Here is a 25,788-nt window from a genome sequence, read left to right on the forward strand (position 1 = left end):
CGGACCTGCGTGGGCGGGCGGCGCGCTGGTGCCCGCCGCCGCCGGCGCGAACGCGAGGTCCGGAAGCCGCTCGCATGACAGGGCCGATCGCCGCCGGTCCTCGCACGGGCGTTCGAACTACCTTCGTGGGCGTCACACCGACGAAGGGAATCTCATCGTGGATCTGCAGCTTTCCGGCAAGGTCGCCGTCGTCACCGGCGCCTCCAAGGGGATCGGCCTGGCGGTCGTCCGCGTCCTGCTGGAGGAGGGGGCGCGCGTCGTTGCCACCTCCCGCAAGAGCGGCCCGGAGCTGGAGGAGCTGGCCGGGCCCCGCCTCGCGCACGTCGCGGCCGACCTGATGGACCCCGGCGCCCCCGCGCAGGTGGTCGCCCATGCCGTCGAGCGGTTCGGCGGCCTGGACATCCTGGTCAACAACGCCGGCGGCCCGCCCCCCGGCGCCCGCCTGCCGCGCTTCTCCTTCGAGGGGCCGACCGACGCCGACTGGCGGGAGATGTTCGAGTTCAACCTGTTCGCGGCGGTCAGGGCCATCCGGGCGGCGATCCCGCATCTGGTCGCCCGGGGCGGCGGCGCGATCGTCACCGTCTCCTCCGGCGGCGCCCGCCAGCCGGCGCCGATGAACGTGGACTACAACGCGGCCAAGGCGGGGCTCAACACGCTGACCAAGGCGTTGTCGGAGGAGTACGGCCCGCGGGGCGTCCGGGTGAACACCGTCTCCCCCGGGCCGGTGCGCACCGCCTGGTGGACCGAGGAGGGCGGCGCGGCCGACATCATCGCCGCGCAGGCCGGCACCGACCGCGACACCGTGATGGACACCGTCGCGCCGCAGATGATGAAGCTGGTCACCGGCCGGCTCGTCGAGCCGCGGGAGGTCGCCGACATGGTGGCGCTGCTGGCCTCCCCGCGCTCGGCGAGCACCACCGGCGCCGACTTCGCGGTGGACGGCGGCTTCCTCAAGGAGCTGTGACCTCCCCGCCGTCCCGGCGGGCGGCCGACGCGGGCCGCCGACGCGGGCCGCCGGCACACGCGGCGGGCACACGCGGCGGGCCAGGGCGGTGGGAGACGCGGCCGGCGTCCGTCGCGGGCGCCGGCCGTTCGCGGCCGCGGGGGCGGTCAGGAGCCCCAGATCTCCTCGGCGGTCTCGACGATCAGGCGGAGCTTGGCGAACTGCTCCTCCCGGGTCAGGGAGTTGCCCTCCACCGTCGAGGAGAACCCGCACTGCGGCGACAGGCAGAGCTGGTCGGCGTCGATGTACTTGGCCGCCTCCTCGACCCGCCGCTTCAGGTCGTCCTTGGACTCAAGCGCGCCGCGCTTGGTGGTGACCAGGCCGAGGACCACCGCCTTGCCCTTGGGCACGAACCGCAGCGGCTCGAACCCGCCCGAGCGCTCGTCGTCGAACTCCAGGAAGAAGCCGTCCACGGCCAGCTCGCCGAACAGGGCTTCGGCCACGAAGTCGTAGCCGCCCGAGGCCACCCACGAGGAGCGGAAGTTGCCGCGGCACATGTGCGTGGTGACCGACAGCCCTTCGGGCTTGCCGGCGAGGGCGTCGTTGATCTGCTTGATGTACCGCAGGTGCAGGTGCTCGGCGTCGTCCCCGCGCTCGGCGATCTCGGCGCGCTGCGAGGGGTCGTTGAGGTAGGCGAGGCTGGTGTCGTCGAACTGCAGGTAGGTGCAGCCGAGCGCGGCCAGCCGGCGGACCTCCTCGGCGTAGGCGGCGCTGAGGTCGCTCCAGAACGCCTCCATGTCGCCGTACACCGCCGGGTCGACGGAGGCGCGCCCGCCGCGGTAGTGGACCATGTTGGGCGAGGGGATGGTCAGCTTGGGGGTGGCCGTGGTCGCCTGCTCGCGCAGGAACGCGAAGTCGTCGCCGAAGATCGTCTCGTCCAGGCGCACCCGGTCGTGGACGCGCAGCGCGGCGGGGGCGAACTCGATGACTCCCTGCTCGTTGCGGAACTGCACGTTGATGCGCTCGTCGGCGGCCTGGCCGATGCCGCCGAGCCGGTAGATGAAGTCCATGTGCCAGGACGCCCGGCGGAACTCGCCGTCGGTCGCCGAGCGCAGGCCCACCTCCTCCTGGGCCCGCACCACCTCGCGGATCGCCTCGTCCTCGACCTCTCTGAGCCGCTCGGCGGGGATGGCGCCGGTGGCGAAGGCCTCGCGCGCCTCCAGCAGGGCGGCGGGACGGAGCAGGCTGCCGACATGGTCGGCGCGGAATGGGGGTCTTGTCCGCATGGCGATCCTCCAGATGATCTAGCGCGACTACCGTCCTATCAGCTTTTGAGCGGTTTCGCCGTAGCGACGGAGCGGATAAAGCCATGCGTCGCGCGCGTAGGCCACTCCGTGCGGCACCCATCCCGGCCGGGGCATCCCGAACGGCCACGACAGCCGCTGCCCGCCCTCCCTCACCGTCTTGCCTGCTCCGGCGTCCGGCGTCGTCCCCCCTCCCCCGGCGCCGCGCCCGGGGACGCCGGGCACCGGACCGCGGGCGGGCGGCTCAGGAGCCTCGGACGGCCTCGGAGCCTCGGACGGCTCAGGAGTCCCGGAGGGCCGGGGAGCCTTGGACGGCTCAGAGACCTTCGACGGCCTGGGAGCGGCGTCGGACGGCGTGGGAGCCTCGGAGGGCGCAGGGATCTCGGAGGGCCGGGGAGCCTTGGACGGCTCGGGGGTCTCGGACGGCTCGGGGGCGGCGGCCGGGGTGCGGGGGACCGGGCGGCCGTCGGCGCCGAGCTCGGGCTCGGGGCTGGTGGTCGAGGCCAGCAGCGCCAGCGAGATCAGCCCCATCACGGCGATCAGCACCAGAGCGAGTCCCATCAGCGCCAGGACGACCAGCAGCGTGTAGACCGCTCCGATGAGCGCCATCATCGCCGTTCCTCCTTTTGTGCCGCCGCGGTGGACACCGTGCCCGGGACGGACATGGTCACACGTTTCATCACGCAGGTGGACGTATCGATTCTCCCGTGTGCGCGGAGCGATCGCGCACACCGCCGGGCACGGTGACCCCGGCGGCCGTGATCGCGGACCTCAGGCGCCGGGCATGGTGTCCAGGCGGCGCAGGATCACCCCTTCGCGCAGGGCCCACGGGCAGATCTCCACCTCGGGGACCTCGAACAGGTCCATCGTCGCGTCGGCCACGATCGCCCCGGCGAGCAGTTGCGGGGCTCGACCGGCGGAGACGCCCGGCAGGCCGGACCGCTGGGCGTTGTCCATCGTGGCCAGGCGCCCGGTCCAGTGGGAGAGGTCATCCTGGCGCAGCACCCGCTTCACATAGGACCCCTCGCTGGAGGGGGCGGCGCCGGCGATGCGCGCGAGCTGCTTGAAGGTCTTGGACGTGGCGACCGCGTGGTCGGCGTGCCCGTACTTCACCACATCGCCCACCACCCTGCCGATCTGCGCGCGCACCTGCCGGCGCATGCCGCGCACCTCCTCGGCGGGGGGCGGGGCGCCGGTGAACCACTGGCGGGTCATCCGCCCGGCGCCCAGCGGGAGCGAGATCGCCACGTCGGGCTCCTCCTCCATGCCGGAGGCGATCTCCAGGGAGCCGCCGCCGATGTCCAGGACCAGCAGCCGCCCGGAGGACCAGCCGAACCAGCGCCGCACCGCCAGGAACGTCAGCCGCGCCTCGTCCTGCCCGGACAGCACCTGCACGTCGATCTCGGTGGCGGCCCGCAGGCGGTCCAGGACCTCCTCGCCGTTGGCGGCCTCCCGCACGGCCGAGGTGGCGAAGGCCATGATGTCCTCCACCCCCTTGTCCTCGGCGATGCGCAGCGAGTCCTCGACGAAGCGGCGCAGCTCGCGCTCGCCCTCGGGGGACAGGACGTCACCGTCGTGCAGGTGCTCGGCCAGCCGCAACTCGACCTTGTGCGAGTAGGCGGGCAGCGGCTGCGCGCCCCTGTGGGCGTCCACCACCAGCAGGTGCACCGTGTTCGAGCCGATGTCGAGAACGCCGAGTCGCATGAGCAGACGCTACTACCCGCGCCCGCCCGGGAGATCCTCCCGGTCCTCCCGGTCCTGCCGGTCCTGCCGAGGCGCCGTCGCTCAGGGGCGGCCGAGCGCGCGCAACTGGCCGGTGGTCAGCGCGGAGACGTTCTGGTCGATGGGGACGTCGGTGTACTGGTGGATCGCCCAGCTCTTCCAGTCGGCGGGCGGGGTGACGTCGCCCTTGGCCCTGCCGTAGTAGGCCACCCACAAGGGGTACTCGGCCAGGCCGTGGCCGTAGGTGTCGGCGAAGTTCCAGCCGCTGTAGAACAGCGGGGTGACGCCGGTCTCGTCCTTCACGTGGGCCAGCCAGGTCTTGGCCCAGGCGTTGACCTGCGCGACCGACCGGCCGTCGCTGGTCTCCAGGTCCAGCACGAGCAGGTCGCCGGTCTCGGCGGGCTGGGCGTCCACCACCGACAGGAAGTGGTCGGCCTCGGCGATGGGGTCGTTGCCGGGGTGACCGTAGTGGTAGGCGCCGCGCACGATGCCCTTCTTGCCGAGTTCGGCCCAGTGGCGGGCGAACGCGGAGTCGCGGAAGGTCAGGCCCTCGGTGGCCTTGATGATGCCGAACTGCGCCTGGCTGGCGTTCCAGTCGTGGTCGGACTCGTAGGCGGACACGTCCTGGCCGTAGGGGCGCTCCGAGGAGGCGCTGCTGGGGGCGGCGTCCGCCGGACCGGTCACCACGACGGCCGCCACGATGGCGAGCACGGCCACGATCACCCCCGCCATGGCGGAGTAGAGGCGCGCGCCGGACAGGTCCAGCCGGTTCTTGAGGTGGGAGAAGATCGAGGAAAGCCGGTCGATGGGCATGAAGGGCTCGCTCCTTGCTTCCACGCGCCTACCGGGTCGGCTGATGGGTTCGGGCGGAAGTGCCCTGTGGGTCCGTCCCTTCGAGGGCCGGTGTTCCGATTCACTCCGCGAAGGGGGTCCCCGGTTCCGCGAGGTGTGGATGAGGCGGGCGTGTCCCCGCGGCGGGACGCCGTCCCGCCGGGTACGCGCGATGTGGGCAACGGACGGCAACGGGCACGACGGCGTGGGACCATCGGCACGCATACCGCTGTCCAACAAGGTACATACCACATCAAAAGAGCACAAATGCGACAAAGTACGCACCACCGGCGTCACACGGGCGGACACGCACGGCTTCCCCCGACGTGATCACCCCCAGGAAGCGCATCCGGCCAGAACGACCCGGTCAGGCGTCCCGGTCCCGGCGGGCCAAGGGCGCACCCGGGGATCCGGTCAGCGGCGGGGCGGGGGCTGCGAGGAGCGGGATGACTCGGCGTGCCGCCAGCGCCGTCCGAGCTCCTCGCCGGTCGGCGCGGAGGCGGGCAGCGGGGTGGCCGGCGCGCCGGCGCGCAGCCCGTCCAGCAGCAGGGTCAGATAGCGGTGGCGCAGCACGGCGGTGCGATCGGCGTCGCCGGCACGGACCGCCGTGATCTGGTCGAAGATCATCGGAATGTCCTCGGCGACCACGTCCGGCCGTAGCGCGCCGGCGGCCTGGGCCCGGTCCACGACGCGCCCGGCGAGCGAGCCGGCGTGCGCGGCCAGCTCGTGCATCTCCCGCGTGGGGGTGAACGTGCCGGCCAGGTGCACGGTCAGCGAGTGCACGTCGGAGTCGACGACCTCGCGCAGGAACGTGGTGAAGGCCTCCCACGCGTCGCCGTCCCGCGCCAGCGCGGACTCGGCGATCGCCGTGAACCGGCGCAGGCCGTCCTCGCAGAGGGTGCGCAGCAGCTCCTCCTTGCCGGCGTAGCGCCGGTACAGGGCGCCGACGCCGACGCCCGCCTCGTGCGCCACCGCCGAGATCGGCGCTTTGGGGTCGGCGACGAACACCGCTCGCGCGGCGTCGAGGATCGTGCGGTCGTTGCGTGCGGCCTCGGCCTTGCGTCCCCTCATGCCTGCTGTCGTGGGCTCCATGCGCCCATTCTAGCTTGAACGGAAGGCTCCGTTCCGATATAGTTTGAACAGAACGATCCGTTCCGCTCTAACTCGGAGGTTTCGCATGACCACCACGTCCTGGTCGCTGCTGGAGCAGGCCCACAACGCGCTGCGCACGACCACCGCCGGGGTCACCGAGGCCGACTGGGCCGCCAAGACCCCGTGCGAGCAGTGGAACGTGGCGCAGGTGCTGCGGCACGCCGCCGGCGACCAGCGCGCCTACGCCGCCGCGATCACCGGTGCCGGCGGTCCGGAGGAGAACCCGTTCGACCCGGCGGCGCAGGCCCCCGGCGACCCGAAGGACCTGCTCGAAAGCGCCCTGGAGGTCGCGGCACGGGGCTTCGCCACCGTGGCGCCCGGCGCGGAGGCCGTACCGACGCCGCTGCCGCAGGGCGCGCTGCCCGCCGAGGTCGCCGTCGGCGCCGCCGCGCTGGACGCCGCCGTGCACGCCTGGGACATCGCGGTCGCCACCGGCCGTCCGTCGCCTCTGGACGCCGAGCTGTCCGAGCGCCTGCTGCCGGTGGCCCGCGTCCTCGCCGAGCCGCTGCGCGGCTTCGCCTACGCCCCCGCCCTCGACCCGCACCCGGCCGACGACGCCACCGCCGAGCTGCTGCGCCACCTCGGCCGCGACCCGCAGTGGACCCGCTGACCCGGGAACCCGCCGACGGCGCGGCCTCCTCCCCCCGAGGCAGGCGGCGCCGGCACGGAAAACGTCCCGCCGGTCATTCGACCGGCGGGACGTTCTGCCGCCGTCCACCTCTTCTCTCCGTTATCGAGCGACACCGCCGGTCAACCCGGTGAATACGCGGTGTTCACGGAATGCTCAGCAGTTCGGGATATCTCTGCCGTTATTGTCCTTCGCCTCGTCGTTGCCCCATTTGGCGAGATAATAGGCGGAAACGTAGGCGCCGCGGCCGTTCTTACCGGGGTTCGTCCGGTCGAGGTCGGTGCGCAGCCACCAGTGGTTGAACGCGGACCCGTGCCGGACTTCGGCGCCCCGGACGCGGCAGTAGACGTAGTTGGTGCCCTTGTCGAGCGTGCCCTGCGGGTCGCCGGTGTTCGGCTCGCGGTAGCCCGTCGCGTCGGCGAAGGTGTCGACCCAGACCTTGCCTCCGGGAGCGGGGGTCCCGCCGCCGCCGAACACCCGGGGCCGGCGGGCATGGAACTCGCTGCCCGGCCGCAGGCCGTAGGTGAGGACGCGATGGTCGGTTCCGTAGCCGCCGCGCTGCTCGTAGGCCCAGTAGGACGTGCGCCCGGGGTTCGCCCACTGCTCGAAGATCACGACGTGCCGGTTGTTGTTGTCGCCGATGGCGTCGATGACCAGGTCGCCGGTGAGCAGTTCGGACATCGCGATCGGGCTGCTCGCGCCCGGCGAGGCGAGGGCCACGGTGTTCAGGCCCGGAGCGCTCAGCCCGAGCGCCATCGAGGCGTAGCCGGAGCAGTCGGTGCGGTAGCCGTTGTGGTACTTGCCCTGGCTGTACGGCACCCGCTGCGGGGTGCCCGGGTTCCAGGTCTTGGCCCGGTCGATGACGCTCTGCCGGGTCACGTCCGCCGGACGGGCGTGGGCGGCGCGAGAGGGAGCTGCGGCGGACTGGGCGAAGGCGCCGGCCACGGCGAGCGGCGTGGGCGAGGCGACGGCGACACCAAGGACAGCGAATTTGATGAATATCTGCTTACTGGACATACCACCCCTTGTAAATCCGTGTTGTCGGCCGCCAAGACTAATGGCGGCGACACATGGTTCGCAGGGGTGAATTCCAGGATCCACGCCGGCCGGTGGAGCGTTTTCCTCCGGAAAGGAAGCGGGCACCGTCGCAGGCACAAGAAATCACGCCGCGCCGACCGGTCGCGAGTCGGCGTGGACGTGGCGGCGCGCGCATCCGGGAAAGCTCCGTGCCTTTCCCGCCATTCCCCGCACGGGACGCCGGCCGGAAGGAAGGCGCGGGGCTTGCCCGGCCCCGGCACGGGTAGGGGCCTCGGCGTGCCTGAAGGTCCGAGTTCTTTCCGCAGCAGAATCCCGGTCGCCGCCCTCGCCCTGTGCGGGTGCGCCATCTCGGTCTATCTGGCGTTGTTCCAGTACGGAGTGGTGCACTCCGTATGGGACCCCATCTTCGGGGACGGCTCCCGCAAGGTGCTCACCTCCGCCGTCTCCCGCGTGCTCCCGGTGTCGGACGCGACCCTCGGCGCTGCCGCCTATCTGGTGGAGGCGGTCCTGGAACTGTCGGGCGGACGGCGGCGCTGGCACGACCGGCCCTGGATCGTGGTGCTGCTCGGCCTGACGGCCGCCGTGCTGGCCCTGACCGGCGTCGGCCTGGTGATCGCCCAGCCCATCCTCACCGGCACCTTCTGCACGCTCTGCCTCACCTCGGCCGGCATCTCCTGGCTCGTCGCCCTGCTGGTCGCACGCGAGGTCGGAGCGGCCGTGCGGCGGGTGCGGGAACTGCGCGACAGCGGACTCCCCCTACCCGCCGCCCTGCGAGGACACGAGCCGCAGCGCTCCGCCCACTAGCGGCGGGCGGCCCGCCAGGCGAGGGCGGTGACACCGGCGGCCGCCGCCAGGGCCGCGGCCAGGGTCGCGTGGTGCTGGGAGGCCCACACCTGGACGCTGCGGCTCTTGGCCCTGCGGTCGAAGGATCCGTGCGCCCCCTGATCGGTGTTCGGGGGCGCGTCCGCGGGCCGCCAGAGGTTGGGCGGCAACCGGCGGGTCACCGTGGAGGTCTGCTGGGAGGAGTAGCCCTTCCAGGCCAGATAGCGGTCCAGGACGCCGGGGACCACCGCGTTGGCGATCAGCGTCGCCGCCGTCGACCCCCCGACCCAGTACTCCCGGCGGCGCGGGTGGTCGGCGGCGTAGACGATGGCGTCGGCGGGGATCTCCGGCTGGTAGATCGGCGGCACCGGCTGCGGATGGCCGGGCAGCCGCGACAGCACCCAGTCGAACTGCGGGGTGTTGACCGCCGGCATCTGCACCATCGTGACCTTGACCTTGCTCCGGTCGTGCAGCAGTTCGCACCGCAGCGCCTCGTTGAAGCCCTGGATGGCGTGCTTGGCCCCGCAGTACACCGACTGCAGGGGGATGCCCCGGTAGGCGAGCGCCGATCCGACCTGGACGACCACTCCCCTGTTCCTGGGGAGCATCCGCTCAAGGGCGGCCCGGGTGCCGTTCACGAACCCGAGGTAGGTCACCTCGGTCGCCCGGCGGAACTCCTCCGGTGAGACCTGCGTGAACGGGGCGAAGACCGAGGAGAAGGCGACGTTCACCCAGACGTCGATCGGGCCGAGTTCGCTCTCGCACCTGCCGGCCGCCGCCTCGACCTGGTCGTGGTCCGCCATGTCCGTCTCGATGGCCAGCGGCGCCCCTCCGGCCTCGCGCACATCGCGGGCGGCGCCTTCCAGTCCGTCGGCGCCGCGGGCGAGCAACGCGACCGCGTCGCCCCTGGCGGCGAAGCGGCGGGCCGTCGCCCGTCCGATGCCTCCGCTGGCGCCGGTCACCACCACGACGCGTCTTCCGTCTCGTGTCGTCATGCCGAACTTCCGCGTCCGAGTCGTCGGGTCATCCGGGGGTCATGATCAGTCCTGGCACCCCCGGCATGAGTCCCCTACCCCACCAAAGCCGACGAACCACCACAAAAGGTGCAATCTCCAGCACAACTCCTGCCGGGCGGAAGGCAGGCCCTCGTCCGGACGCCCACCCCCGTGCCCTCGCCGAACGTACTGACGGCCGTGACCACGGGGGTCACGGCCGTCAGGCGTCGCGCCGGATCAGTCGAACGCCGCCACGGGCGTCGCCGCCGGGGTCTGGTCGCCGTCCTTGGGACCGGCGCCGGGGGCGGGCGGCCCGCTGCGCAGCGGGATCTCCTTGATCAGGGCCGACAGGACCGGCACCAGCACGGCGAAGAAGATCGCCCAGAAGAAGATGCTGGAGATGGAGGACGCCAGCGAGTCCAGGAACCCCTCGCGCACCTGGGCGGGAAGCCGGGCCAGCGACGCGGGGTCGAGCCGGCCGCCGCCGCTCTCGGCCATCCGCGCCGCCTGCGGGCCGAGCTTCTCGGTCAGGTTGGAGGTGAGCTGGTTGTTGAAGATGGCGCCGAAGAGCGACACACCGAAGGAGCCGCCGATCGAGCGGAAGAAGGTCGAGGCGCTGCTGGCCACGCCCAGGTCCTTCTGCTCGACGCTGTTCTGCGCGATCAGCATCGTGGTCTGCATCAGGCCACCCATGCCGAGGCCGAGCACGGCGATGAACAGGCCGGTCTCCCAGCGGGCGGTGTGGGCGTCCATGAGCGAGAGCAGCCACATGCCGACGACCATGACGGCGCCGCCGGCGATCGGGAAGATCTTGTACTTGCCGGTCTTGGTGATCGCCTGGCCGACGAAGAGCGAGACCACCATCATGGCCGCCATCATCGGCAGGAGCAGCAGGCCGGAGTTGGTCGCCGAGGCGCCCTGGACGGTCTGCTGGAACAGCGGCAGGAAGTTGATCACGCCGAACATCGCGAAGCCGAGCAGGAAGCCGATCAGCGAGATCAGCGTGAAGTTGCGGTCGCGGAACACGTGCAGCGGCATGATCGGCTCGGCGACCCGGCGCTCGACCGGGATGAACAGCGCGAGCGACACCACCGCGATGGCCACCAGGCCGAGGATCTGCCAGGAGCCCCAGTCGTACTCGTTGCCGCCCCAGGTGGTGATCAGCACCAGGGCGGTGATGCCCACCCCGAGCAGGCCCGCGCCCAGCCAGTCGATGCGGTGCTCGGTGCGGTACTTCGGCAGGTGCAACCGGAAGACGAGCAGGATGAACGCGATGGCGCCGATGGGCAGGTTCACGTAGAAGGCCCAGCGCCAGTTGAGGTGGTCGGTGATGAACCCGCCGACCAGCGGGCCGGCGACCATCGCCAGCGACATCATGGCGGCCATGATGCCCTGGTAGCGGCCGCGCTCACGGGGCGGCACCAGGTCGCCGATGATGGCCATGGCGTTGACCATCAGGCCGCCGGCGCCGAGGCCCTGAAGGGCGCGGAAGCCGATGAGCTCCATCATGCCGTCGCCGGTGCCGCCGAACAGGTCGGACCCGGCCATGCCGCACAACGCCGAACCGACCATGAAGATCGCGATCGACGACAAGAAGATGGTCTTGCGGCCGTACAGGTCGCCGATCTTGCCCCAGATAGGGGTGGAAACGGTGGTCCCCAGGACGTACGCGGTGACCACCCATGAGAGATGGGTCAGGCCGCCGAGCTCGCCGACGATGCGCGGCATCGCCGTACCGACGATCATGTTGTCGAGCATCGCCAGGATCATCGCGAGCATCAGCCCCGGCAGGACGACCATGACCTCCCGCCGGCGGCCGGGAACTGCCTCGGCCTCGGTCTCCGTCATTCTTTGCGCCCCCTTGGTGAACGGTTACTTACTTGTCGACCGGCTAGTGACTATACTGCCCAAGGTAGAGTGCCTACTTACCGGCCGTCAAGTTAAATAGGGGACCAGGGAGCGTCTGAAGACATATGAGGCCACACACCGACACGCGGGCCCGCATCCAGGAGATCGCCTTGCAGCTCTTCACCGAGCAGGGCTATGAGGCGACCTCGCTGCGGGAGATCGCCGAGCTGCTCGGGGTGACCAAGGCGGCACTTTACTACCACTTCAAGACCAAGGACGACATAGTGGCGAGCCTTGCCGAGGACCGGCGGGCGGCCATCGAACGCCTGGTCGCCTGGGCCAAGGAGCAGCCCCGGACGATCGAGAGCCGGCGCGAGCTCATCCGGCGCTACGCCGCCGAGGTCTACAGCGGCCATCACCATGCGTTCATGCGGTTCATGGAGCGCAACCAGACGGCGCTGCGCGGCCACCCGAAGTTCGACAAGATGCGCAACCTCATGACCACCCTCAGCGGCGTCCTGTGGGACGAGGGCGCCAAGGTCGACGAGCGGCTGCGGTGCTCCATGGCGATCTTCACGCTGCACGCCGCCTGGTTCGTGCTGAAGGACGAGAAGCTCTCCGACGACGAGCGCAAGGACGCGGCGCTCGGCCTCGCCCTCGAGCTGCTGGAGTCCGCCCAGCCCTCCGCCTCCTGACACGGACGGCTCGGAGCGCCGGGCGTTCTCCCCGCGCGAACGGCTCAGGCCAGGGCGCCGTGCACGAAGACCTCGGCCAGCTCTTCGGCGCGCACCGGTTCGCGGTCACCGCCGCCCAGCCCGGGACGGGCGTACAGCATGCTCAGGTAGATGGCCGCCAGCCGCTCGGGCGGCAGGCGCAGCGAGGCGCGCTCGGGCTCGAACAGCTCGGCCACGGCGGCGATGGTCCGCGCGACGGACGCCTCCCTGCCCGTGGTCCCGGCCGGACGGTCCCGCCCCTCGACGGCGCCCGGCTCATCCCCGCCGCCGGCGGCGCCCGCCCCATCCCCCGCCCCGGCGGCATCCGCCTCACCTCTCCCCCTCCCGGCATCCGGCCCGCCTCGTCCTGTTGCGGCGACGGCCTCGCCTCCACCTCGCCGCCCGTCCCCGGCGGCGTCGCGTCCGGGATCGGGACGGCCGGCCCGGCCGGTGGCGTGCAGGGCTCCGATGACCGCTCCCATGCGGTCGAGGTGCGCCCGCAGGGCTTCGGCGGCCTCGGCCAGGCGGGCGGCGAGCGGCTGGTCGAGCGGCACCTCGGCGATCTCGCGCAGCGCATGGGCGGGATCGAGGGCCTGGAGCACGCAGGCGTCCAGTAACGCGTCCTTGTCGGCGAACACCCGGAAGATGGTCGCCTCCCCGATGGCGGCCGCCCTGGCCACCTGCGCGGTGGTCACGGCGGCTCCGTGCTCGGCGACGAGCGGCAGCGCCGCCTTGACGATCATGTCGCGCCGTTGTTCCGGTGTCATCCCCGGCGCTCTGCGCCGTGTCTCTGTCATGACTCCCAAGCTACGGAGTGAGTACTCACTCCGTCAAAGGGATAACACGAGCGGGCGGCACATCGCACCGGCCAACAAGTGCCGCAAGGCGGGTTAGACCAGGCATTCCTCGGTAAGTGCATGGCAGCTGGGCGATGGAGCAAGGAGGACACGTGGGCGTTTCCGGCGAGGGCCGTGCCGCCGCAGGGCCCCGGCTGAGCACACGTTCCTGGTTCACCATGACGCTGGCGATCATGGCGGTGCTGCTGGCGGTCTCGGCGGTGCTCGGCACCTGGGCGCTGAGCCGCAGCACCTCCACCTTCGACCAGATGACCACGCGGATCTCCCCCGGCCTGCTGTGGGCCGAACGCCTGCGCGGCGCCCTGCTGGACCAGGAGGCCGGCGTCCACGGCTACATCGTCAGCGGGCGGCGGGAGTTCGCCGACGGCTTCGACGAGGGCCAGGTCACCGAGCGGACGGCGGTCGCGGAGCTGCGGCGCTCGCTCGCCGGAAGCCCGCTGCTCGCCGACCTCGACGCCGTCGAGCTGCGGGCCGGCGACTGGCGCGCCGCCTACGCCCGCCCCACCATCGAGACGGTGCGCACCCGAGGGCCGGGCACGACCGACCCCGCACAGGTCGGGAACGGCAAGGCCCTGTTCGACCGCATCAAGGCCGCCATGGACGAGCAGACGGCGAACCTGACGCTGGCGCAGCGGCGGGCCACCGCCGACATCGGCCAGGCGCGCATGTGGCGCAACACGGTACTCACCGGCGTGCTGGTGATGTTCGTCATCACGCTGATCGCGGTGGCGCTCCTGCTCCGGTACGCGGTGCTGGGTCCCCTGGACCGGCTGGGCACGGCCGCGCGGCGGGTCGCGGACGGCGACTTCAGCCACGAGATCGACATCCGGGGGCCGAAGGACCTGACGACGCTGGCCTCCGACGTCGACGCGATGCGGCGGCGCATCTCCGAGGCGCTGGGGGTGTCGCGCGACGCCCAGCGGCTGCTGCAGGAGCAGGCCGACGAGCTGCGCCGCTCCAACTCCGAGCTGGAGCAGTTCGCCTACGTCGCCTCGCACGACCTGCAGGAGCCGGTGCGCAAGGTGACGGCCTTCTGCCAGCTCCTGCAGCGCCGCTACGCCGACAGGCTCGACGAGCGCGCCAATGAGTACATCGCCTTCGCGGTGGACGGCGCCAAGCGCATGCAGTCGCTGATCGCCGAGTTGCTGACCTTCTCCCGGGTGGGACGCGACGACGCCGAACGGGTGCCCGTCCCGCTGGATCGGCCGCTCGACCAGGCGCTGGCCAACCTGGAGTCGCTGACCGAGGACACCGGCGCGGTCGTGGTCAGGTCCGAGCTGCCCGAGGTCGTCGGCGACCCCGCCCTGCTCGCCATGCTGTGGCAGAACCTCATCGGCAACGCGATGAAGTTCCGCTCCCCCGCCCGCCCGCCGCAGATCCAGATCACCGCGGAGCGCGCCGGCGACATGTGGGAGGTGGCGGTGGCCGACAACGGCATCGGCGTGGAGGCACGGTTCGCCGACAAGATCTTCGTGATCTTCCAGCGGCTGCACAACCGCGGGGAGTACGAGGGCACCGGCATCGGGCTGGCCCTCTGCAAGAAGATCGTCGAGTACCACGGCGGGGAGATCCGCCTGGACGTCGAGCGCGGCGAGGGCACCCGCTTCGTCTTCACCCTGCCCGCGGTCCCTGTTCCAGGCGAGATCGCCGCGGCCCTCGGTCCGGTCGGCGTTCCCGGATCACGGTGACCCCGCCGGCCGGGACGGTCGCGGCGCCGGCGTACTCGGCCCCGTCCAGGACGCCGCTGCCCGTCACGCCAGGGACGGTCACCGGCTCGTCGGCGTGGTTGATCAGGAACAGGTGCCCGGCCCGCCGGACGACCTCCAGGGTCTCGGGCAGGTCGCGCGGCCGTTCGACCCCCGCGGCGTCCAGCGCCTCGGCCAGCGCGGGACGCGGGTCGGCGACGCCGGTGGCCAGGTACCAGGCGGCCCCGGCCCCGAGGTCGTGGCGGGTGAAGGCGGGGTGCCCGGCGTCCGGCCCTTCGTCGAACCTCGACAGCACGCGGGCCCCGGCCGGGCGGACGCGCTCGGACCAGACGCGCCCGGTCAGCTCCCACCCTGGTGTCAGGCGGACGGTCTCGTTCTCGCGCAGCGGGTGGAACTCCTCGACCGACAGGCCCAGCACGTCGCGCAGCGCCCCCGGGTACGGCCCGGCGTGGACGGCGTCGTGCTCGTCGACGATGCCGGAGAAGTAGGACACGAACAGGTGGCCGCCCGCCTCGACGTACCGGCGCAGGTTCTTGGCCCCGGCCTCGGTGAGCAGGTAGAGGCTCGGCGCCACCACGAGCCGGTATTCCGACAGGGCAGCGGCCGGGTGGACGAAGTCGACGGTCACGTGTGAGCGCCACAGCGCCTGGTAGTAGGCGTCCACCCGCTCGCGGTAGGCGAGGTCGACCGACGGGCGCCACTCCAGCTCCAGCGCCCACCACGACTGCCAGTCCCACGCGATGGCGACCTCGGCGCGCACCCGCCCGCCGCGCACGCCGCCGAGCCGGGCGAGGTCGGCGCCGAGGCCGACGACGTCGCGCCACACACCCGAGTCGGCGCCGGCCTGCGGGACCATCGCCGAGTGGAACTTCTCGGCGCCGAACCGCGAGGCGCGCCACTGGAAGTACAGCACCGAGTCCGAGCCCCGGGCCACGTGGGCGAGGCTGTTGCGGCGCATCTCCCCGGGCCGCTTGGCGATGTTGCGCGGCTGCCAGCTCACCGCGCCGGTTGAGTGCTCCATCAGCATCCACGGTCCCCCGGCCAGCGACCGGGCGAGGTCGGCGGACATGGCCAGGTCGATGTGGTTGTCGGGCCGCTCGGCCGTCAAGTAGTGGTCGTTGGAGACGACGTCCACCTCACGGGCCCAGGCCCAGTAGTCCATCGACTTGCAGTTGGTGGTCATGAAGTTGGTGGTCACCGGGACCGACGGGGTGAGGCGCCGCAGGATGTCGCGCTGGAGGCGGAAGCAGTCCAGGTGCTCGTCGGAGGTGAAGCGCATGAAGTCCAGCCGCTGGGCCGGGTTGACCACGGTGTGGTTGGCCCGCGGGGCGTCGATCTCCTCCCAGGCGGTGTAGCGCTGGCCCCAGAAGGTGGTGCCCCAGGCGTCGTTGAGCGCGGGCAGGTCCTGGTAGGTCCGCCGAAGCCAGCGGCGGAACGCCTCGACGCTGTTGTCGCAGTAGCACTCGCCGAGCGGGGCGCCGTACTCGTTGTGGACATGCCACAGCGCGAGGGCCGGGTGCCCGGCGTAGTGCTCGGCGAGCGCGGCGGCCAGCCCGGCGGTCGCCTCGCGGTACTCGGGCGAGCTGGGGCAGGCCGACTCCCGGCCGCCCACGCCGATGCGGTGGCCCTCCCGCGTGACCGGCAGGGAGGAGGGGTGCAGGCGGGAGAACCAGGCGGGCGGGGCGGCGGTGGGCGTGCCGAGGCCGACCTTGACGCCGGCGGCGTGCAACCGGTCGACGATCTCGTCCAGCCAGCCGAACTCGTAGGCGCCCGGCGCGGGCTCCATCAGCACCCAGCCGAAGATCCCGACGTTGACCAGGTTCACCCCGGCCTCGCGCATGAGCCGCAGATCCTCGCGGCGGGTCTCCTCCGGCCACTGCTCGGGGTTGTAGTCCCCTCCGTAGGCGATGCCCCGCATCGGTCCCCCTCGATCTCTGTCTGTGAACGTGCACAGTAATCGAAGAGCGGGTCACCCGGAAGCACCGGCCGGACCGAAGTGCTGTTTAACGACCCCGTAACGGCCCTTGACGGAGCCGTATCGGTTTTCTCACTCTGTGAACGTTCACAGACATGTGGGCATCCGAATCTCGGACTTGGAGCTACGCATGGGTACACGACGGCTCTCGGCGGTGGCGGCGGTCGCGCTCGCCGCCGCGCTCACCGCGGGATGCTCCGGAGGGACGGCCGGCGAGGCCGGATCCCCCACCGCGTCGTCCGGCGCAACGGGCCGGCCGGCCCAGCCGGTCAAGCTGACCTACTGGACCTGGGTCCCGAACATGGACAAGATCGTCCAGGCCTGGAACACCGCCCACCCCGACATCCAGGTCACGGTGAGCAAGCAGGCCGGCGGGGACGACGCGGCGGCCAAGTTCCTCACCGCCGCCAAGGCCGGCAACCCGCCGGACCTGGTGCAGGCCGAGTACCAGATGCTGCCCTCCTTCGTGGCCGCCGACGCCGTGGCCGACATCAAGGCCGAGGCCGAACCCGCGAAGGCCGCGTTCGGCGACGGCCTGTGGGGGCTGGTCACCCTGGGCACCGACGCGGTCTACGCCATCCCGCAGGACAGCGGGCCCATGATGCTCTACTACCGCGAGGACCTGTTCGCCAAGTACGGCCTGAAGGTGCCGACCACCTGGGAGGAGTACGCCGAGGCGGCCCGCGCCGTGCACAAGAGGAACCCCAAGGTGCTGCTCGGCACCTTCTCCAGCAAGGACCCGGGCTCGTTCGCGGGACTGGCCCAGCAGGCGGGCGCCCAGTGGTGGTCCATCGCCGGGGAGTCCTGGAAGGTGAACATCGCCGACGAGGCCACCCTCAAGGTCGCCGACTACTGGGGCGGCCTGGTCAAGGAGGGCGTGATCGGCGACAAGCCGTACTTCACCCCCGAGTGGAACAAGGCGCTCAACGACGGCACGCTGCTCACCTGGCCGTCGGCCGTCTGGGGTCCAGGGGTGCTGTCCAGCAACGCCCCCGACGGCAAGGGCAAGTGGGCGATCGCGCCGCTGCCGCAGTGGAGCGCCGGCGAGCGGCACACCGGGTTCTGGGGCGGCTCCTCCACCGCCGTCGCCGAGAAGTCGCCCAGCAAGGCGGCGGCCGTGCGGTTCGCCACCTGGCTCAACACCGACCCGGCGGCCCTGGCATCGCTGGTGGAGCAGGGCGCGGTCTATCCGGCCGCCACCGAGGGGCAGGCGTCCCTGACCAAGGCTCCCGAGTACTTCGGCAACCAGCCCGACTTCTGGAAGACGGCCGCCGCGATCAGCGCCACCGCGCGCGGCTTCACCTTCGGGCCGGACGTCAACGTCACCTACAACGCCTTCAAGGACGCCTTCGACAAGGCCGTCCAGGACGGATCCGCGTTCTCCGGCGCGGTGCGCACGATGCAGGACGCGACCGTCGCCGACATGCGCAAGTCCGGGTTCCAGATCGCCCCATGAGCCCCCGGCGGACGGCAGGCGCCCGCACCCACCGTGCGGGCGCCGCGCCCTACCTGTTCCTGGCCCCGGCGATGGTGCTGTTCGTGCTGTTCATGGCGCTGCCCATCGCCTACACCATCTATCTCAGCCTGCACCGGACCAAGGTCTCGGGGCTCGGGCTCGGCAGGGGCGCCAAGAAGGAGATCTTCGCGGGTCTGGAGAACTACGCCTCCGCGCTGGGCGACGGCGAGCTGTGGGCCGGGTGGGCCCGCGTGCTGGTGTACGGCGCGCTGGTGCTGGTGGTGATGCTCGGGCTGGCGCTGGTCTTCGCGCTCCTGCTCGACTCGCTGCACGTCCGCTTCGCCCGCTTCTCCCGCGTCGCGATCTTCCTGCCGTACGCGGTGCCGGGGGTGGCGGCGTCGCTGCTGTGGGGCTTCCTCTATCTGCCGAGCCTCAGCCCGGTCAACGACGCGCTGTCGGCGCTCGGGGCCGAGGTGAACCTCCTCGGGGCGGGCACCGTCACCTTCTCCATGGCCAATATCGCCGTGTGGGGCGGCGTCGGGTTCAACATGCTGGTGCTGTACACGACGCTGCGGGCCGTGCCGCGCGAGTACTACGAGGCCGCCCGCATCGACGGCGCGAGCGAGACCCAGATCGCCTTGCGGATCAAGCTGCCCATCCTGACCCCCGCCATCATCCTCACCACCGTGTTCTCGGTCATCGCCACCGTCCAGGTGTTCACCGAGCCGATGACGCTGCGCCCGCTGACCAACACCATCAGCACGACCTGGAGCCCGCTCATGAAGGTCTACCGGGACGCCTTCGTCACCGGCGACCTGTACTCGGCCGCGGCCACCGCCGTGGTCATCGCCGCCATCTCGGTGGTGCTCTCGTTCGGGTTCCTGCGCCTGGTGCGCGACCGCGCCTTCAGGGAGGGCTCATGACACCGGCCACCCTCGCCGCGCCCGCCGGGAGGGCCGCCACCGGCCGGCGCCGCGGGCCGCTCGGCGCCGCGCCGACGGCCGTGCTGCTGCTCGGCGCGCTGTACTGCCTGTTCCCGGTCGGTTGGGTGGTGATCGCCGCCACCAAGTCCCCGGCCGAGCTGTTCTCCACCTCGACGCTCGCGCCGGGCACCGGCCTGTTGTCCAACCTGGCCGACCTGGCCGCCTACCGCGACGGGGTGTTCTGGCTGTGGATGCTGAACACCGTCCTGTACGCCGGCGCCGGCGCGCTGCTGTCCACCGCGGTGTCGGCCGTCTCGGGGTACGCGCTGGCGAAGTTCCGCTTCCCCGGCCGCGACCTGGCGTTCAACCTGCTGCTCGGCGGCATCCTGGTGCCCGTGGTCGTGCTGGCCGTCCCGCAGTACCTGCTGCTGTCCAAGGCCGGGCTGGCCGACACCTACTGGTCGGTGCTGCTGCCGCAGATCCTCAGCCCCTACGGCATCTACCTGGCGCGCATATACGCCGCCGCGGCGATCCCGGACGCGCTGCTGGAGGCCGGGCGCATCGACGGCGCCACCGAGGGGCGGCTCGCCCGCGACGTCGCCCTGCCGCTGATGCTGCCCGCGATGGTCACCATCTTCCTGTTCCAGTTCGTCGCCATCTGGAACAACTTCCTGCTGCCGTTCATCATGCTCGGCGACGACCACAGGTTCCCGATGACGGTGGGCCTGTACACGATGCTCGCCGCCGGGGCCAACCAGCCGTCCCTGTACAACCTGATCATCACGGGCACGCTGCTGTCGATCATTCCGCTGGTCGCGTTGTTCCTGACCATGCAGCGGTACTGGCGGACCGACCTGTCCAGCGGCGCCGTGAAAAACTGATGCGCGTGTCCAGAAGACGTCCCACCATCCACGACGTGGCAGCCGCGGCGGGCATCTCGCGCGGCACCGTCTCGCGCGTGCTCAACGGCGACCGGTACGTGAGCACGGCGGCCCGCGCCGCGATCGAGCGAGCCATCGCCGAGACGGGCTACGTGGTCAACCGCAACGCCCGCAGCCTGGTCACGCAGCGCACCGGTTCGGTGGCCCTGGTGCTGTCGGAGCCCCAGGAGAAGCTGTTCGAGGATCCGAACTTCAGCGTCATGCTGCGCACCGCCACCCAGCGGCTCGCGCAGCGGGACGTGTGCGTCGTGCTGATGATCGCCGGGGACGCGGGCGACCGCGAGCGGGTGGTGCGCTACCTGCGCGGCGGGCACGCCGACGGCGTCCTGTTGTTCTCCACGCACGCCGGCGACCCGCTGCTGGACGCGCTGGAGCGCTCCGGGGTGCCCGCCGTGGCCTGCGGCGCCGTCCTCGGCCGTGAGACCGTCATTCCCTATGCGGCCGCCGACGACCGCGAAGGGGCGCGGCAGATGACCCGTTACCTCGCCGGCCAGGGCCGCAGGCGCATCGCCACGATCACCGGGCCGCTCGACACGCCCGGCGGCCTGCGCCGGCTGGAGGGCTTCGCGGACGTCCTCGGCAGGCGGGCGACCAAGAAGCTCATCGCCCACGGCGACTACACCCGCCGCGGCGGCGAGCTGGCGATGGCCGAGCTGCTCGAACGCTCGCCCGCCATCGACGCGGTGTTCGTCGGGTCCGACCTGATGGCGGCCGGGGCGCTCGCCGCGTTGCGCGCCGCCGGGCGGCGGGTCCCCGAGGACGTCGCGGTCGGCGGGTTCGACGACTCGGCCGTCGCCGTGTCCACCCACCCGCCGCTGACCACGATCCGCCAGCCTCTCGAACAAGTGGCGAAGGAGACCGTCCGCCTCCTGCTGGACCTGGTGGACGGCGCCGAGAGCGTCGAACCGGTGATCCTGCCCACCGAGCTGGTGATCCGCGAGTCCGCCTGACAGCCGGGCAGGGCGCCTCGGCGAGGGCCGTCCGCGAGCGAAGGCACGGCGCCGTACGGCCTGCCGGAGCGGCGCCGGGCGGGCCGCCTCGCCGGACGTCGCGCGGGGTCAGGCGGAGGGCAGGGCGCGGACCATGACGCCGATGAACTGGTCGTCCCGGACGAAGCCGAAGTCGCGGGAATCCCAGCTGGTGTCCGGGTTGTCGCCCAGCACGACCAGGGCGCGCGGAGGCACGACGGCCCCGGGCACATCGCGGAGGGCCAGGAAGGCCCGTCTCGGCACGGGGTCGCCGGCCACCGCGACCACCCGTTTGACGAGCAGATGCCAGCCGGGGTCGTATCTTTCCGGCACCTTGTCCGCGTCGGCAGGGTCCAGGCCCGGCGGCAGGCCGTCCACGGCCGGCGGGTTGGGGATCTTGACGACCACGATCTGGCCGGCGTGGACCCGCCTGGTCCTGCGGACGAGCAGCCTGTCGCCGGAGCGCAGAGTGGGTTCCATGCTGGGCCCCTCGACGGTGGCGACCAGGTAGCGCCGGCGGATCCACCACAGCGACATCCCCAGCGCCAGCAGTCCGGACGCCGGAAGCAGGAGCTTGCCGATCTTCACTGCGCCTCCTGGTATCCCGCGGCCTGGAGCCGGAACAGGCGGGCGTAGTGGCCGTCCGCGGCGAGCAGGACCTCGTGCGGTCCCCGTTCGGCGATCCGCCCTTCGTGGAGCACGGCGATGAGGTCGGCGTCCCGCACGGCGCTCAGCCGGTGGGAGATCAGCAGGCTCGTGCGGCCCGCCCGGTGCTCCCGGATGCCGGCGTGGACCTCGTGCTCGGCCTCGGGGTCCAGACCGGAGCTGGGCTCGTCCAGGATCATCAGGTCCCTGCCGTCACGGACCAGGGCTCTGGCCAGCGCGAGGCGTTGCCACTGCCCGCCGGACAGCACCACTCCCGTCTCCGGATCGCCCTTGTCGGCCTCGGAGAAGAAGACGCGGGTGAGCAGCGTGTCGTAGCCGCGCGGCAGGCCCGAGAGCGTCTGGTGCACCCCCGCCCGGACGGCCGCCTCCTCGATCCGGGCCGGGTCGTCCAAGGCGGGCAGGTGGCCGAGCCCGATGTTCTCGGCGGCGGACATGTCGTAGTTCATGTGGTCCTGGAACACGGCGCTGATCCGCTCCCGGAGATCGGCGGGCGGGATGTCCCGCAGATCGACGCCGTCCCACAGGATCCGGCCGCGGGTCGGGTCGTACATCCGCGACAGCAGCCTGATGAGGGTGCTCTTGCCGGCGCCGTTCAGCCCCACGAGGGCGACCGACCGCCCGTGCGGGATCGTCAGGTCGACCCCGCGCAGCACCCAAGGGTGGTCGTCGCTGTAGCGGAACCAGACGTCCCGCAGTTCGATGCCCTGGCGCAGCGCGGGGGCCGTGCCCCGGTCCGCGCTGGGCAGGTCCGGCTCGGCCCTGGTCACCGCCACGTAGTGGGAGAAGGTGAGGAGCCGCTGGTGGACGGACGCCAGGGACGAGACGAGCGTGTCGAGCGCGGCCTGCACCCCTGCGACGGCCGCGACGAACATGGCGACGTCGCCGACGCTGAGGGAGCCCCGGCGGGCCGCCGTGACCGCCCACCACAGGCCGGCGCCCGCGACCGCCGCGCTCAGCGTGGTGAGGCCGCCCTGGGTGACCAGCTCCCGGCGGTCCATCCGCGCTTCGGCGATGTCGGCCCTGCGCCGCTCGGCCATCATCCGGGCGCGCAGGAACGCGCCGATGCCGAACAGCCGGATCTCCGTGGCGGCCTGGACGCCGGTGAGCAGCCGGGAGTAGAAGAACTCGCGGCGGTGGATCCGCTCGATGTCCCATTGCATGGTGGCCCGCCTGCGCGACAGCAGCAGTTCGGCGATGAGCGCCGGGACGGCGGCCAGCAGCACCAGCGCGGTCATGGCGGGACTGAGGATCAGCAGGGACGCGACGAACCCGGCGAGCGACAGCACGCCGTTCAAAGTGCCGCAGACTCCGCTGACGAGGTCGCCGGTGGTTCCGGCGCCCTCCTGCGCGAGCCGCAGCCGGTCGAGGAACACCGGATCCTCGAAGCGCCGCAGGCCGACCTGCCGTTCGGCCGCCGCGAACAGCCGGTCGATCGCGTCGGCGCGCGCGAGGCGTCCGGTCTGGGCGCGCAGGTAGCGGCCGATTCCGGGGAGGGCGGCGGCGGCCAGGCCGGCCGCCGCCAGCCCGGCCGCGAGGCCCGCGACCGCGCCGCCGGGAGTGGTCAGCCGGTCGATGACCGTCTTGGTCAGCCACGCCGTGGCGATCGGGGCCGCCGCCTCGGCGAGCGTCACGAAGCCGTAGCCGGCGACCCCTCCCGGCGCCGCCCGCCAGGTCAGCGCCATGGCCTCCACGGCGGCCGAGGCCAGTTCGCGGGTCCCGGTCCGCCGGCTCGCGCCGGGATCGCTCATGCGGTCGAGGCGAGGGGAAGGTCCTCCAGGCGTCCGCCGGCGGCGACGACGTGGTGATCGGAGCCGAGCAGGTAGAGCGCGGGGGTCCACGTGTTCTGGAACGCGCCCGCCACCGGGCCGTCGAAGTCCTCCACGATCACGCGGGCCACCGGCGCGAGCGCTTCGACCGCCTCCGCGTCGTCCCCGCCGACCACCGCCAGCACGTTCTCCCGCCCGAGGGCGCGGGCGTGCTCGGTGAAGCGGGGAAGCAGCTTGTGGCAGGGCTCGCATCCGGCGGAGAAGAACCCCACCAGACCGGTGACCGTGTCGTGGGACACCGGTTCGCCGTCGATGGTCACGGCGGTGAACGCGCCGACGGGCGAGCCGGGCCCCAGGACGAGGGGAGGCCCGGCGTGCTGGACGCCTCCCCCGCCGGTCCGCCGCATCTGACGGACGAGGCCGAGGGTGAGGATCAGGTTGAGCACGCACAGCACGCCGATGAGCACGACGGCGGCGGTCAGGTAGGGCATCAGGCGTTCCTCGCGAAGAGATCGGCGATGTCGTCGAGGGAGGCGATCAGGAGCGCCGCGATGAGTCCCGCCGCACCTGCGATGACCGCCCCGGCGAGGACGGGCGCGCCGCCCGGCGACAGCCCGCCGAGGACGGCCGCGGTGATCAGCAGGCCGTTGCGCACCAGGTGCCGGGGGCCGAGGGGGGCCGCGGACGCACCGAAGCAGCGGCAGGGGGCGGTCTGTCCCCGTCCCAGCGCGCGGGCGATCGCCACGGTGAACGCGACGAGCAGGGCGCAGGCCAGCGCGAGGCCGTACGAGGTGGCCGGCGGCACCGCGACCATGATCGGGACCAGCGCCTCCAGCACGACGACCGCCATCGCCAGCGGCCGCAGGAGTTCACGCCGGGCAGGGACGAGCGCGGGCAGGGAACGGCGGAAACCCTCGAGATCCCGCAGCTTCGACACCGCGCTCATCGCGAAGACCAGTGCGACCAGGCAGGCGCATCCGATCCGTACGTACTCCATCCACGCACCTCCACCGCCATGGCGGGCGGCGGCGGCCGGCCGCCGCCCGCGGACGCTTATCGCGGCGACGTCAGCAGGTGCCGACCCTGACCGTCGTGCACCCCTCGTTCAGGCAGCACTGGCGAAGGTACCTGACCCCACCCGAGCAGTAGTAGTAGTTGCTGCACCCGGCCTCCACGGTCACCTTGTGGGCGACACGCGTCAGCAGACGGTCGACGAGACCCAGCATGATGTCTCCTCTCCGGCCCCGAGGGGCGAGATGATGGTGATCACGATGATCCGGTCTTCCGAATTACGGCGCAACGGTCGAGATCATTTTCATGAACGGTGCACAGGATGTCCAGGTTCGCCCGCTTTTGGTCATCAGATATCCCGCCGACGGAAGGGCCGGAACCCGGTCACCGGTCGGACACCGGCGTTCCGCCCGGCACGGCCGCCCGGGTATCCCGTGTCCCGGCGGCAGGGCATGCCCCCTGGGCGGCCCGATGAGACGATCATGGGAGGATCGCATAATGCGCTATATCATCATCGGCGCCGGTGCGGTCGGCGGGACGATCGGCGGCCGGCTCGCGGAGAACGGGCACGACGTCGTCCTGGTCGCACGGGGCGCCCACCTGGAAGCCCTCCGCCGGGACGGCCTGCGCCTGATCTCCCCGCACGGCGCGGCGACCGTCGCGGTCACCGCCGCCGGTGGGCCCGAGGAGCTCGACCTGCGCGAGGACGACGTGCTCGTGCTCGCCGTCAAGACCCAGGACACCGCCGCGATGCTGCAGGAGTGGGCGCCGCGCCCGGTCGCCGGCGGCGGCGCGGCGGCCGACGCGCTGCCCCTGGTCTGCGCCCAGAACGCCGTCGAGAACGAGCGGATCGCGCTGCGCCTGTTCCGCCGCGTCTACGGCATGTGCGTGTGGCTGCCGGCGCTGCACCTGGAACCCGGCACGGTCGTCTCCCACGGGGCGCCGCTGTCGGGGATGCTCACCCTCGGCCGCTACCCCCGCGGCGCCGACGAGACGGCCGAGCGCATCGCCGCCGACCTGCGCGGCAGCATGTTCGCCGCCCCGGTGGACCAGAACGTCATGCGCTGGAAGTACGCCAAGCTGCTCGGCAACCTCGGCAACGCCCACCAGGCGATCTGCGGCCCGGTTCCCGGCTCGCAGCCGCTGATGGAACGCCTGCTGGCCGAGGGCAGGGCCGTGCTCGACGCGGCCGGCATCGCCTACACCCCTCCCGAGGAGGAACGCCGCACCCGCGGCGACCAGGTCAACGAGACGGCGGTCGACGGGGTGGACCGGCCGGGCGGCTCGTCGTGGCAGAGCCTGGCCAAGGGCAGCGGCTCGATCGAGGCCGACTACCTCAACGGCGAGATCGTGCTGCTCGGCCGGCTGCACGGCGTGCCCACCCCGGCCAACGAGACGGTGCGCAGGGTCGCCGGCGAGTTCGCCCGCGAGCACCGGCCGCCCGGTTCGATGACCATCTCCGCCCTGCTCAAGCTCGTAGAGGAGGAGGCCGCGGCCCCGCCGCCCATGTGACGGGCGGTCCC

The 25,788-nt window shown here is 72.0% G+C and carries 25 protein-coding genes and 1 riboswitch; of the genes, 10 read left to right on the forward strand and 15 right to left on the reverse strand.

The genetic code is table 11. From position 1 onward, the window contains the following. The first annotated feature begins 157 nt into the window (after nt 1-157). On the forward strand, nt 158-964 hold the full coding sequence (locus ABZU32_RS12095; RefSeq protein WP_354920721.1) for an SDR family oxidoreductase: 807 nt from the start codon (nt 158-160) through the stop codon (nt 962-964). A gap of 146 nt (nt 965-1,110) precedes the next feature. Here ABZU32_RS12095 and ABZU32_RS12100 read toward each other — a convergent pair whose 3' ends face one another. The 5 genes from ABZU32_RS12100 to ABZU32_RS12120 form a co-directional block, all read right to left on the reverse strand. Beyond that, nucleotides 1,111-2,229, reverse strand: coding sequence for a 5-methyltetrahydropteroyltriglutamate--homocysteine S-methyltransferase (locus tag ABZU32_RS12100; protein ID WP_354920723.1), 1,119 nt, complete (start codon nt 2,227-2,229; stop codon nt 1,111-1,113). A gap of 27 nt (nt 2,230-2,256) precedes the next feature. Next, the gene (locus tag ABZU32_RS12105) at nt 2,257-2,859 is read right to left on the reverse strand and encodes a hypothetical protein (protein WP_354920726.1); all 603 of its coding nucleotides are present in this window, start codon (nt 2,857-2,859) and stop codon (nt 2,257-2,259) included. A 159-nt stretch (nt 2,860-3,018) separates the two neighbouring features. After that, entirely contained in the window at nt 3,019-3,951 is a 933-nt protein-coding gene (locus tag ABZU32_RS12110; protein WP_354920729.1) for a Ppx/GppA phosphatase family protein, read from the reverse strand. An 81-nt stretch (nt 3,952-4,032) separates the two neighbouring features. Next, the gene (locus ABZU32_RS12115; RefSeq protein ID WP_354920732.1) at nt 4,033-4,782 is read right to left on the reverse strand and encodes a GH25 family lysozyme; all 750 of its coding nucleotides are present in this window, start codon (nt 4,780-4,782) and stop codon (nt 4,033-4,035) included. Nucleotides 4,783-4,793: 11 nt separating this feature from the next. Next, nucleotides 4,794-4,939, reverse strand: a riboswitch (cyclic di-AMP (ydaO/yuaA leader). Nucleotides 4,940-5,214: 275 nt separating this feature from the next. After that, nucleotides 5,215-5,892, reverse strand: coding sequence for a TetR/AcrR family transcriptional regulator (locus tag ABZU32_RS12120; protein WP_354920735.1), 678 nt, complete (start codon nt 5,890-5,892; stop codon nt 5,215-5,217). Between the two features lie 85 nt (nt 5,893-5,977). On the opposite strand from ABZU32_RS12120, the gene ABZU32_RS12125 reads away from it, so the two are divergent. Beyond that, nucleotides 5,978-6,562, forward strand: a complete 585-nt coding sequence (locus ABZU32_RS12125) for a TIGR03086 family metal-binding protein (protein ID WP_354920738.1) — start codon at nt 5,978-5,980, stop codon at nt 6,560-6,562. Between the two features lie 174 nt (nt 6,563-6,736). Here ABZU32_RS12125 and ABZU32_RS12130 read toward each other — a convergent pair whose 3' ends face one another. Further along, the gene (locus tag ABZU32_RS12130; RefSeq protein WP_354920740.1) at nt 6,737-7,597 is read right to left on the reverse strand and encodes a hypothetical protein; all 861 of its coding nucleotides are present in this window, start codon (nt 7,595-7,597) and stop codon (nt 6,737-6,739) included. 297 nt (nt 7,598-7,894) lie between these two features. Here ABZU32_RS12130 and ABZU32_RS12135 point away from each other — a divergent pair, with 297 nt between their 5' ends. Continuing rightward, nucleotides 7,895-8,422, forward strand: coding sequence for a vitamin K epoxide reductase family protein (locus ABZU32_RS12135; protein ID WP_354920743.1), 528 nt, complete (start codon nt 7,895-7,897; stop codon nt 8,420-8,422). On the opposite strand, the gene ABZU32_RS12140 is transcribed toward ABZU32_RS12135, so the two are convergent. Both ABZU32_RS12140 and ABZU32_RS12145 read right to left on the reverse strand, forming a co-directional pair. Continuing rightward, the gene (locus tag ABZU32_RS12140; protein ID WP_354920746.1) at nt 8,419-9,435 is read right to left on the reverse strand and encodes an SDR family oxidoreductase; all 1,017 of its coding nucleotides are present in this window, start codon (nt 9,433-9,435) and stop codon (nt 8,419-8,421) included. The genes ABZU32_RS12135 and ABZU32_RS12140 overlap by 4 nt on opposite strands. 237 nt (nt 9,436-9,672) lie before the next feature. Continuing rightward, nucleotides 9,673-11,283 (reverse strand): MDR family MFS transporter, encoded by a 1,611-nt coding sequence (locus ABZU32_RS12145; protein ID WP_354920749.1) that lies wholly within the window; start codon nt 11,281-11,283, stop codon nt 9,673-9,675. A 125-nt stretch (nt 11,284-11,408) separates the two neighbouring features. Between ABZU32_RS12145 and ABZU32_RS12150 the strand changes: the two genes are divergently transcribed. Further along, nucleotides 11,409-11,978 carry a helix-turn-helix domain-containing protein gene (locus ABZU32_RS12150; RefSeq protein WP_354920752.1) on the forward strand — a complete coding sequence of 190 codons (570 nt, stop codon included), beginning with the start codon at nt 11,409-11,411 and terminating at the stop codon, nt 11,976-11,978. A gap of 44 nt (nt 11,979-12,022) precedes the next feature. On the opposite strand, the gene ABZU32_RS12155 is transcribed toward ABZU32_RS12150, so the two are convergent. Next, nucleotides 12,023-12,793 carry a helix-turn-helix domain-containing protein gene (locus tag ABZU32_RS12155; RefSeq protein ID WP_354920755.1) on the reverse strand — a complete coding sequence of 257 codons (771 nt, stop codon included), beginning with the start codon at nt 12,791-12,793 and terminating at the stop codon, nt 12,023-12,025. Nucleotides 12,794-12,945: 152 nt separating this feature from the next. Between ABZU32_RS12155 and ABZU32_RS12160 the strand changes: the two genes are divergently transcribed. Further along, a complete protein-coding gene (locus ABZU32_RS12160; RefSeq protein WP_354920758.1) occupies nt 12,946-14,541 on the forward strand; it encodes an ATP-binding protein in 1,596 nt (531 codons plus the stop codon). On the opposite strand, the gene ABZU32_RS12165 is transcribed toward ABZU32_RS12160, so the two are convergent. After that, complete coding sequence (locus ABZU32_RS12165; RefSeq protein WP_354920761.1) at nt 14,465-16,477, reverse strand: beta-galactosidase; 2,013 nt, start codon at nt 16,475-16,477, stop codon at nt 14,465-14,467. The two genes, ABZU32_RS12160 and ABZU32_RS12165, sit on opposite strands and share 77 nt — an antisense overlap. Before the next feature lie 187 nt (nt 16,478-16,664). Here ABZU32_RS12165 and ABZU32_RS12170 point away from each other — a divergent pair, with 187 nt between their 5' ends. The 4 genes from ABZU32_RS12170 to ABZU32_RS12185 are packed head-to-tail and all read left to right on the forward strand — an operon-like array spanning nt 16,665 to nt 20,804. Further along, entirely contained in the window at nt 16,665-17,990 is a 1,326-nt protein-coding gene (locus tag ABZU32_RS12170; RefSeq protein ID WP_354920764.1) for an extracellular solute-binding protein, read from the forward strand. Beyond that, complete coding sequence (locus ABZU32_RS12175; protein WP_354920767.1) at nt 17,987-18,913, forward strand: sugar ABC transporter permease; 927 nt, start codon at nt 17,987-17,989, stop codon at nt 18,911-18,913. Before ABZU32_RS12170 ends, ABZU32_RS12175 begins: the two co-directional genes overlap by 4 nt. Beyond that, complete coding sequence (locus tag ABZU32_RS12180) at nt 18,910-19,794, forward strand: carbohydrate ABC transporter permease (RefSeq protein WP_354920769.1); 885 nt, start codon at nt 18,910-18,912, stop codon at nt 19,792-19,794. Before ABZU32_RS12175 ends, ABZU32_RS12180 begins: the two co-directional genes overlap by 4 nt. 5 nt (nt 19,795-19,799) lie before the next feature. Next, a complete protein-coding gene (locus ABZU32_RS12185) occupies nt 19,800-20,804 on the forward strand; it encodes a LacI family DNA-binding transcriptional regulator (RefSeq protein WP_354846664.1) in 1,005 nt (334 codons plus the stop codon). A 108-nt stretch (nt 20,805-20,912) separates the two neighbouring features. Here the strand turns inward: ABZU32_RS12185 and ABZU32_RS12190 are convergent, their stop codons facing one another. The 5 genes from ABZU32_RS12190 to ABZU32_RS12210 all read right to left on the reverse strand — a co-directional run bounded on the left by ABZU32_RS12190 (nt 20,913) and on the right by ABZU32_RS12210 (nt 24,480). Next, complete coding sequence (locus ABZU32_RS12190) at nt 20,913-21,410, reverse strand: S26 family signal peptidase (RefSeq protein WP_354920772.1); 498 nt, start codon at nt 21,408-21,410, stop codon at nt 20,913-20,915. Next, nucleotides 21,407-23,236, reverse strand: a complete 1,830-nt coding sequence (locus ABZU32_RS12195) for an ABC transporter ATP-binding protein (protein WP_354920775.1) — start codon at nt 23,234-23,236, stop codon at nt 21,407-21,409. Before ABZU32_RS12195 ends, ABZU32_RS12190 begins: the two co-directional genes overlap by 4 nt. Further along, entirely contained in the window at nt 23,233-23,745 is a 513-nt protein-coding gene (locus ABZU32_RS12200) for a hypothetical protein (RefSeq protein ID WP_354920777.1), read from the reverse strand. The genes ABZU32_RS12195 and ABZU32_RS12200 overlap by 4 nt, the downstream gene beginning before the upstream one ends. Next, nucleotides 23,745-24,251, reverse strand: a complete 507-nt coding sequence (locus ABZU32_RS12205; protein WP_354920780.1) for a MauE/DoxX family redox-associated membrane protein — start codon at nt 24,249-24,251, stop codon at nt 23,745-23,747. Before ABZU32_RS12205 ends, ABZU32_RS12200 begins: the two co-directional genes overlap by 1 nt. 70 nt (nt 24,252-24,321) lie before the next feature. Continuing rightward, the gene (locus ABZU32_RS12210; protein ID WP_354920783.1) at nt 24,322-24,480 is read right to left on the reverse strand and encodes a hypothetical protein; all 159 of its coding nucleotides are present in this window, start codon (nt 24,478-24,480) and stop codon (nt 24,322-24,324) included. 283 nt (nt 24,481-24,763) lie between these two features. Between ABZU32_RS12210 and ABZU32_RS12215 the strand changes: the two genes are divergently transcribed. Further along, the gene (locus ABZU32_RS12215) at nt 24,764-25,777 is read left to right on the forward strand and encodes a 2-dehydropantoate 2-reductase N-terminal domain-containing protein (protein WP_354920786.1); all 1,014 of its coding nucleotides are present in this window, start codon (nt 24,764-24,766) and stop codon (nt 25,775-25,777) included. Nucleotides 25,778-25,788: the final 11 nt, after the last annotated feature.

The sequence above is a fragment of the Sphaerisporangium sp. NPDC005288 genome, from assembly GCF_040607475.1.
GTDB classification, from domain to species: Bacteria; Actinomycetota; Actinomycetes; order Streptosporangiales; family Streptosporangiaceae; genus Sphaerisporangium; species Sphaerisporangium rhizosphaerae.

Coding starts and splice junctions, on each gene's coding strand:
- ABZU32_RS12170 (WP_354920764.1), top strand. CDS start 16,665: ATGGGTACACGACGGCTCTCGGCGGTGGCGGCGGTCGCGCTCGCCGCC.
- ABZU32_RS12100 (WP_354920723.1), bottom strand. CDS start 2,229: ATGCGGACAAGACCCCCATTCCGCGCCGACCATGTCGGCAGCCTGCTC.
- ABZU32_RS12150 (WP_354920752.1), top strand. CDS start 11,409: ATGAGGCCACACACCGACACGCGGGCCCGCATCCAGGAGATCGCCTTG.
- ABZU32_RS12175 (WP_354920767.1), top strand. CDS start 17,987: ATGAGCCCCCGGCGGACGGCAGGCGCCCGCACCCACCGTGCGGGCGCC.
- ABZU32_RS12215 (WP_354920786.1), top strand. CDS start 24,764: ATGCGCTATATCATCATCGGCGCCGGTGCGGTCGGCGGGACGATCGGC.
- ABZU32_RS12200 (WP_354920777.1), bottom strand. CDS start 23,745: ATGCCCTACCTGACCGCCGCCGTCGTGCTCATCGGCGTGCTGTGCGTG.
- ABZU32_RS12105 (WP_354920726.1), bottom strand. CDS start 2,859: ATGATGGCGCTCATCGGAGCGGTCTACACGCTGCTGGTCGTCCTGGCG.
- ABZU32_RS12195 (WP_354920775.1), bottom strand. CDS start 23,236: ATGAGCGATCCCGGCGCGAGCCGGCGGACCGGGACCCGCGAACTGGCC.
- ABZU32_RS12180 (WP_354920769.1), top strand. CDS start 18,910: ATGACACCGGCCACCCTCGCCGCGCCCGCCGGGAGGGCCGCCACCGGC.
- ABZU32_RS12120 (WP_354920735.1), bottom strand. CDS start 5,892: ATGGAGCCCACGACAGCAGGCATGAGGGGACGCAAGGCCGAGGCCGCA.
- ABZU32_RS12130 (WP_354920740.1), bottom strand. CDS start 7,597: ATGTCCAGTAAGCAGATATTCATCAAATTCGCTGTCCTTGGTGTCGCC.
- ABZU32_RS12155 (WP_354920755.1), bottom strand. CDS start 12,793: ATGACAGAGACACGGCGCAGAGCGCCGGGGATGACACCGGAACAACGG.
- ABZU32_RS12140 (WP_354920746.1), bottom strand. CDS start 9,435: ATGACGACACGAGACGGAAGACGCGTCGTGGTGGTGACCGGCGCCAGC.
- ABZU32_RS12125 (WP_354920738.1), top strand. CDS start 5,978: ATGACCACCACGTCCTGGTCGCTGCTGGAGCAGGCCCACAACGCGCTG.
- ABZU32_RS12115 (WP_354920732.1), bottom strand. CDS start 4,782: ATGCCCATCGACCGGCTTTCCTCGATCTTCTCCCACCTCAAGAACCGG.
- ABZU32_RS12145 (WP_354920749.1), bottom strand. CDS start 11,283: ATGACGGAGACCGAGGCCGAGGCAGTTCCCGGCCGCCGGCGGGAGGTC.
- ABZU32_RS12205 (WP_354920780.1), bottom strand. CDS start 24,251: ATGGAGTACGTACGGATCGGATGCGCCTGCCTGGTCGCACTGGTCTTC.
- ABZU32_RS12110 (WP_354920729.1), bottom strand. CDS start 3,951: ATGCGACTCGGCGTTCTCGACATCGGCTCGAACACGGTGCACCTGCTG.
- ABZU32_RS12210 (WP_354920783.1), bottom strand. CDS start 24,480: ATGCTGGGTCTCGTCGACCGTCTGCTGACGCGTGTCGCCCACAAGGTG.
- ABZU32_RS12165 (WP_354920761.1), bottom strand. CDS start 16,477: ATGCGGGGCATCGCCTACGGAGGGGACTACAACCCCGAGCAGTGGCCG.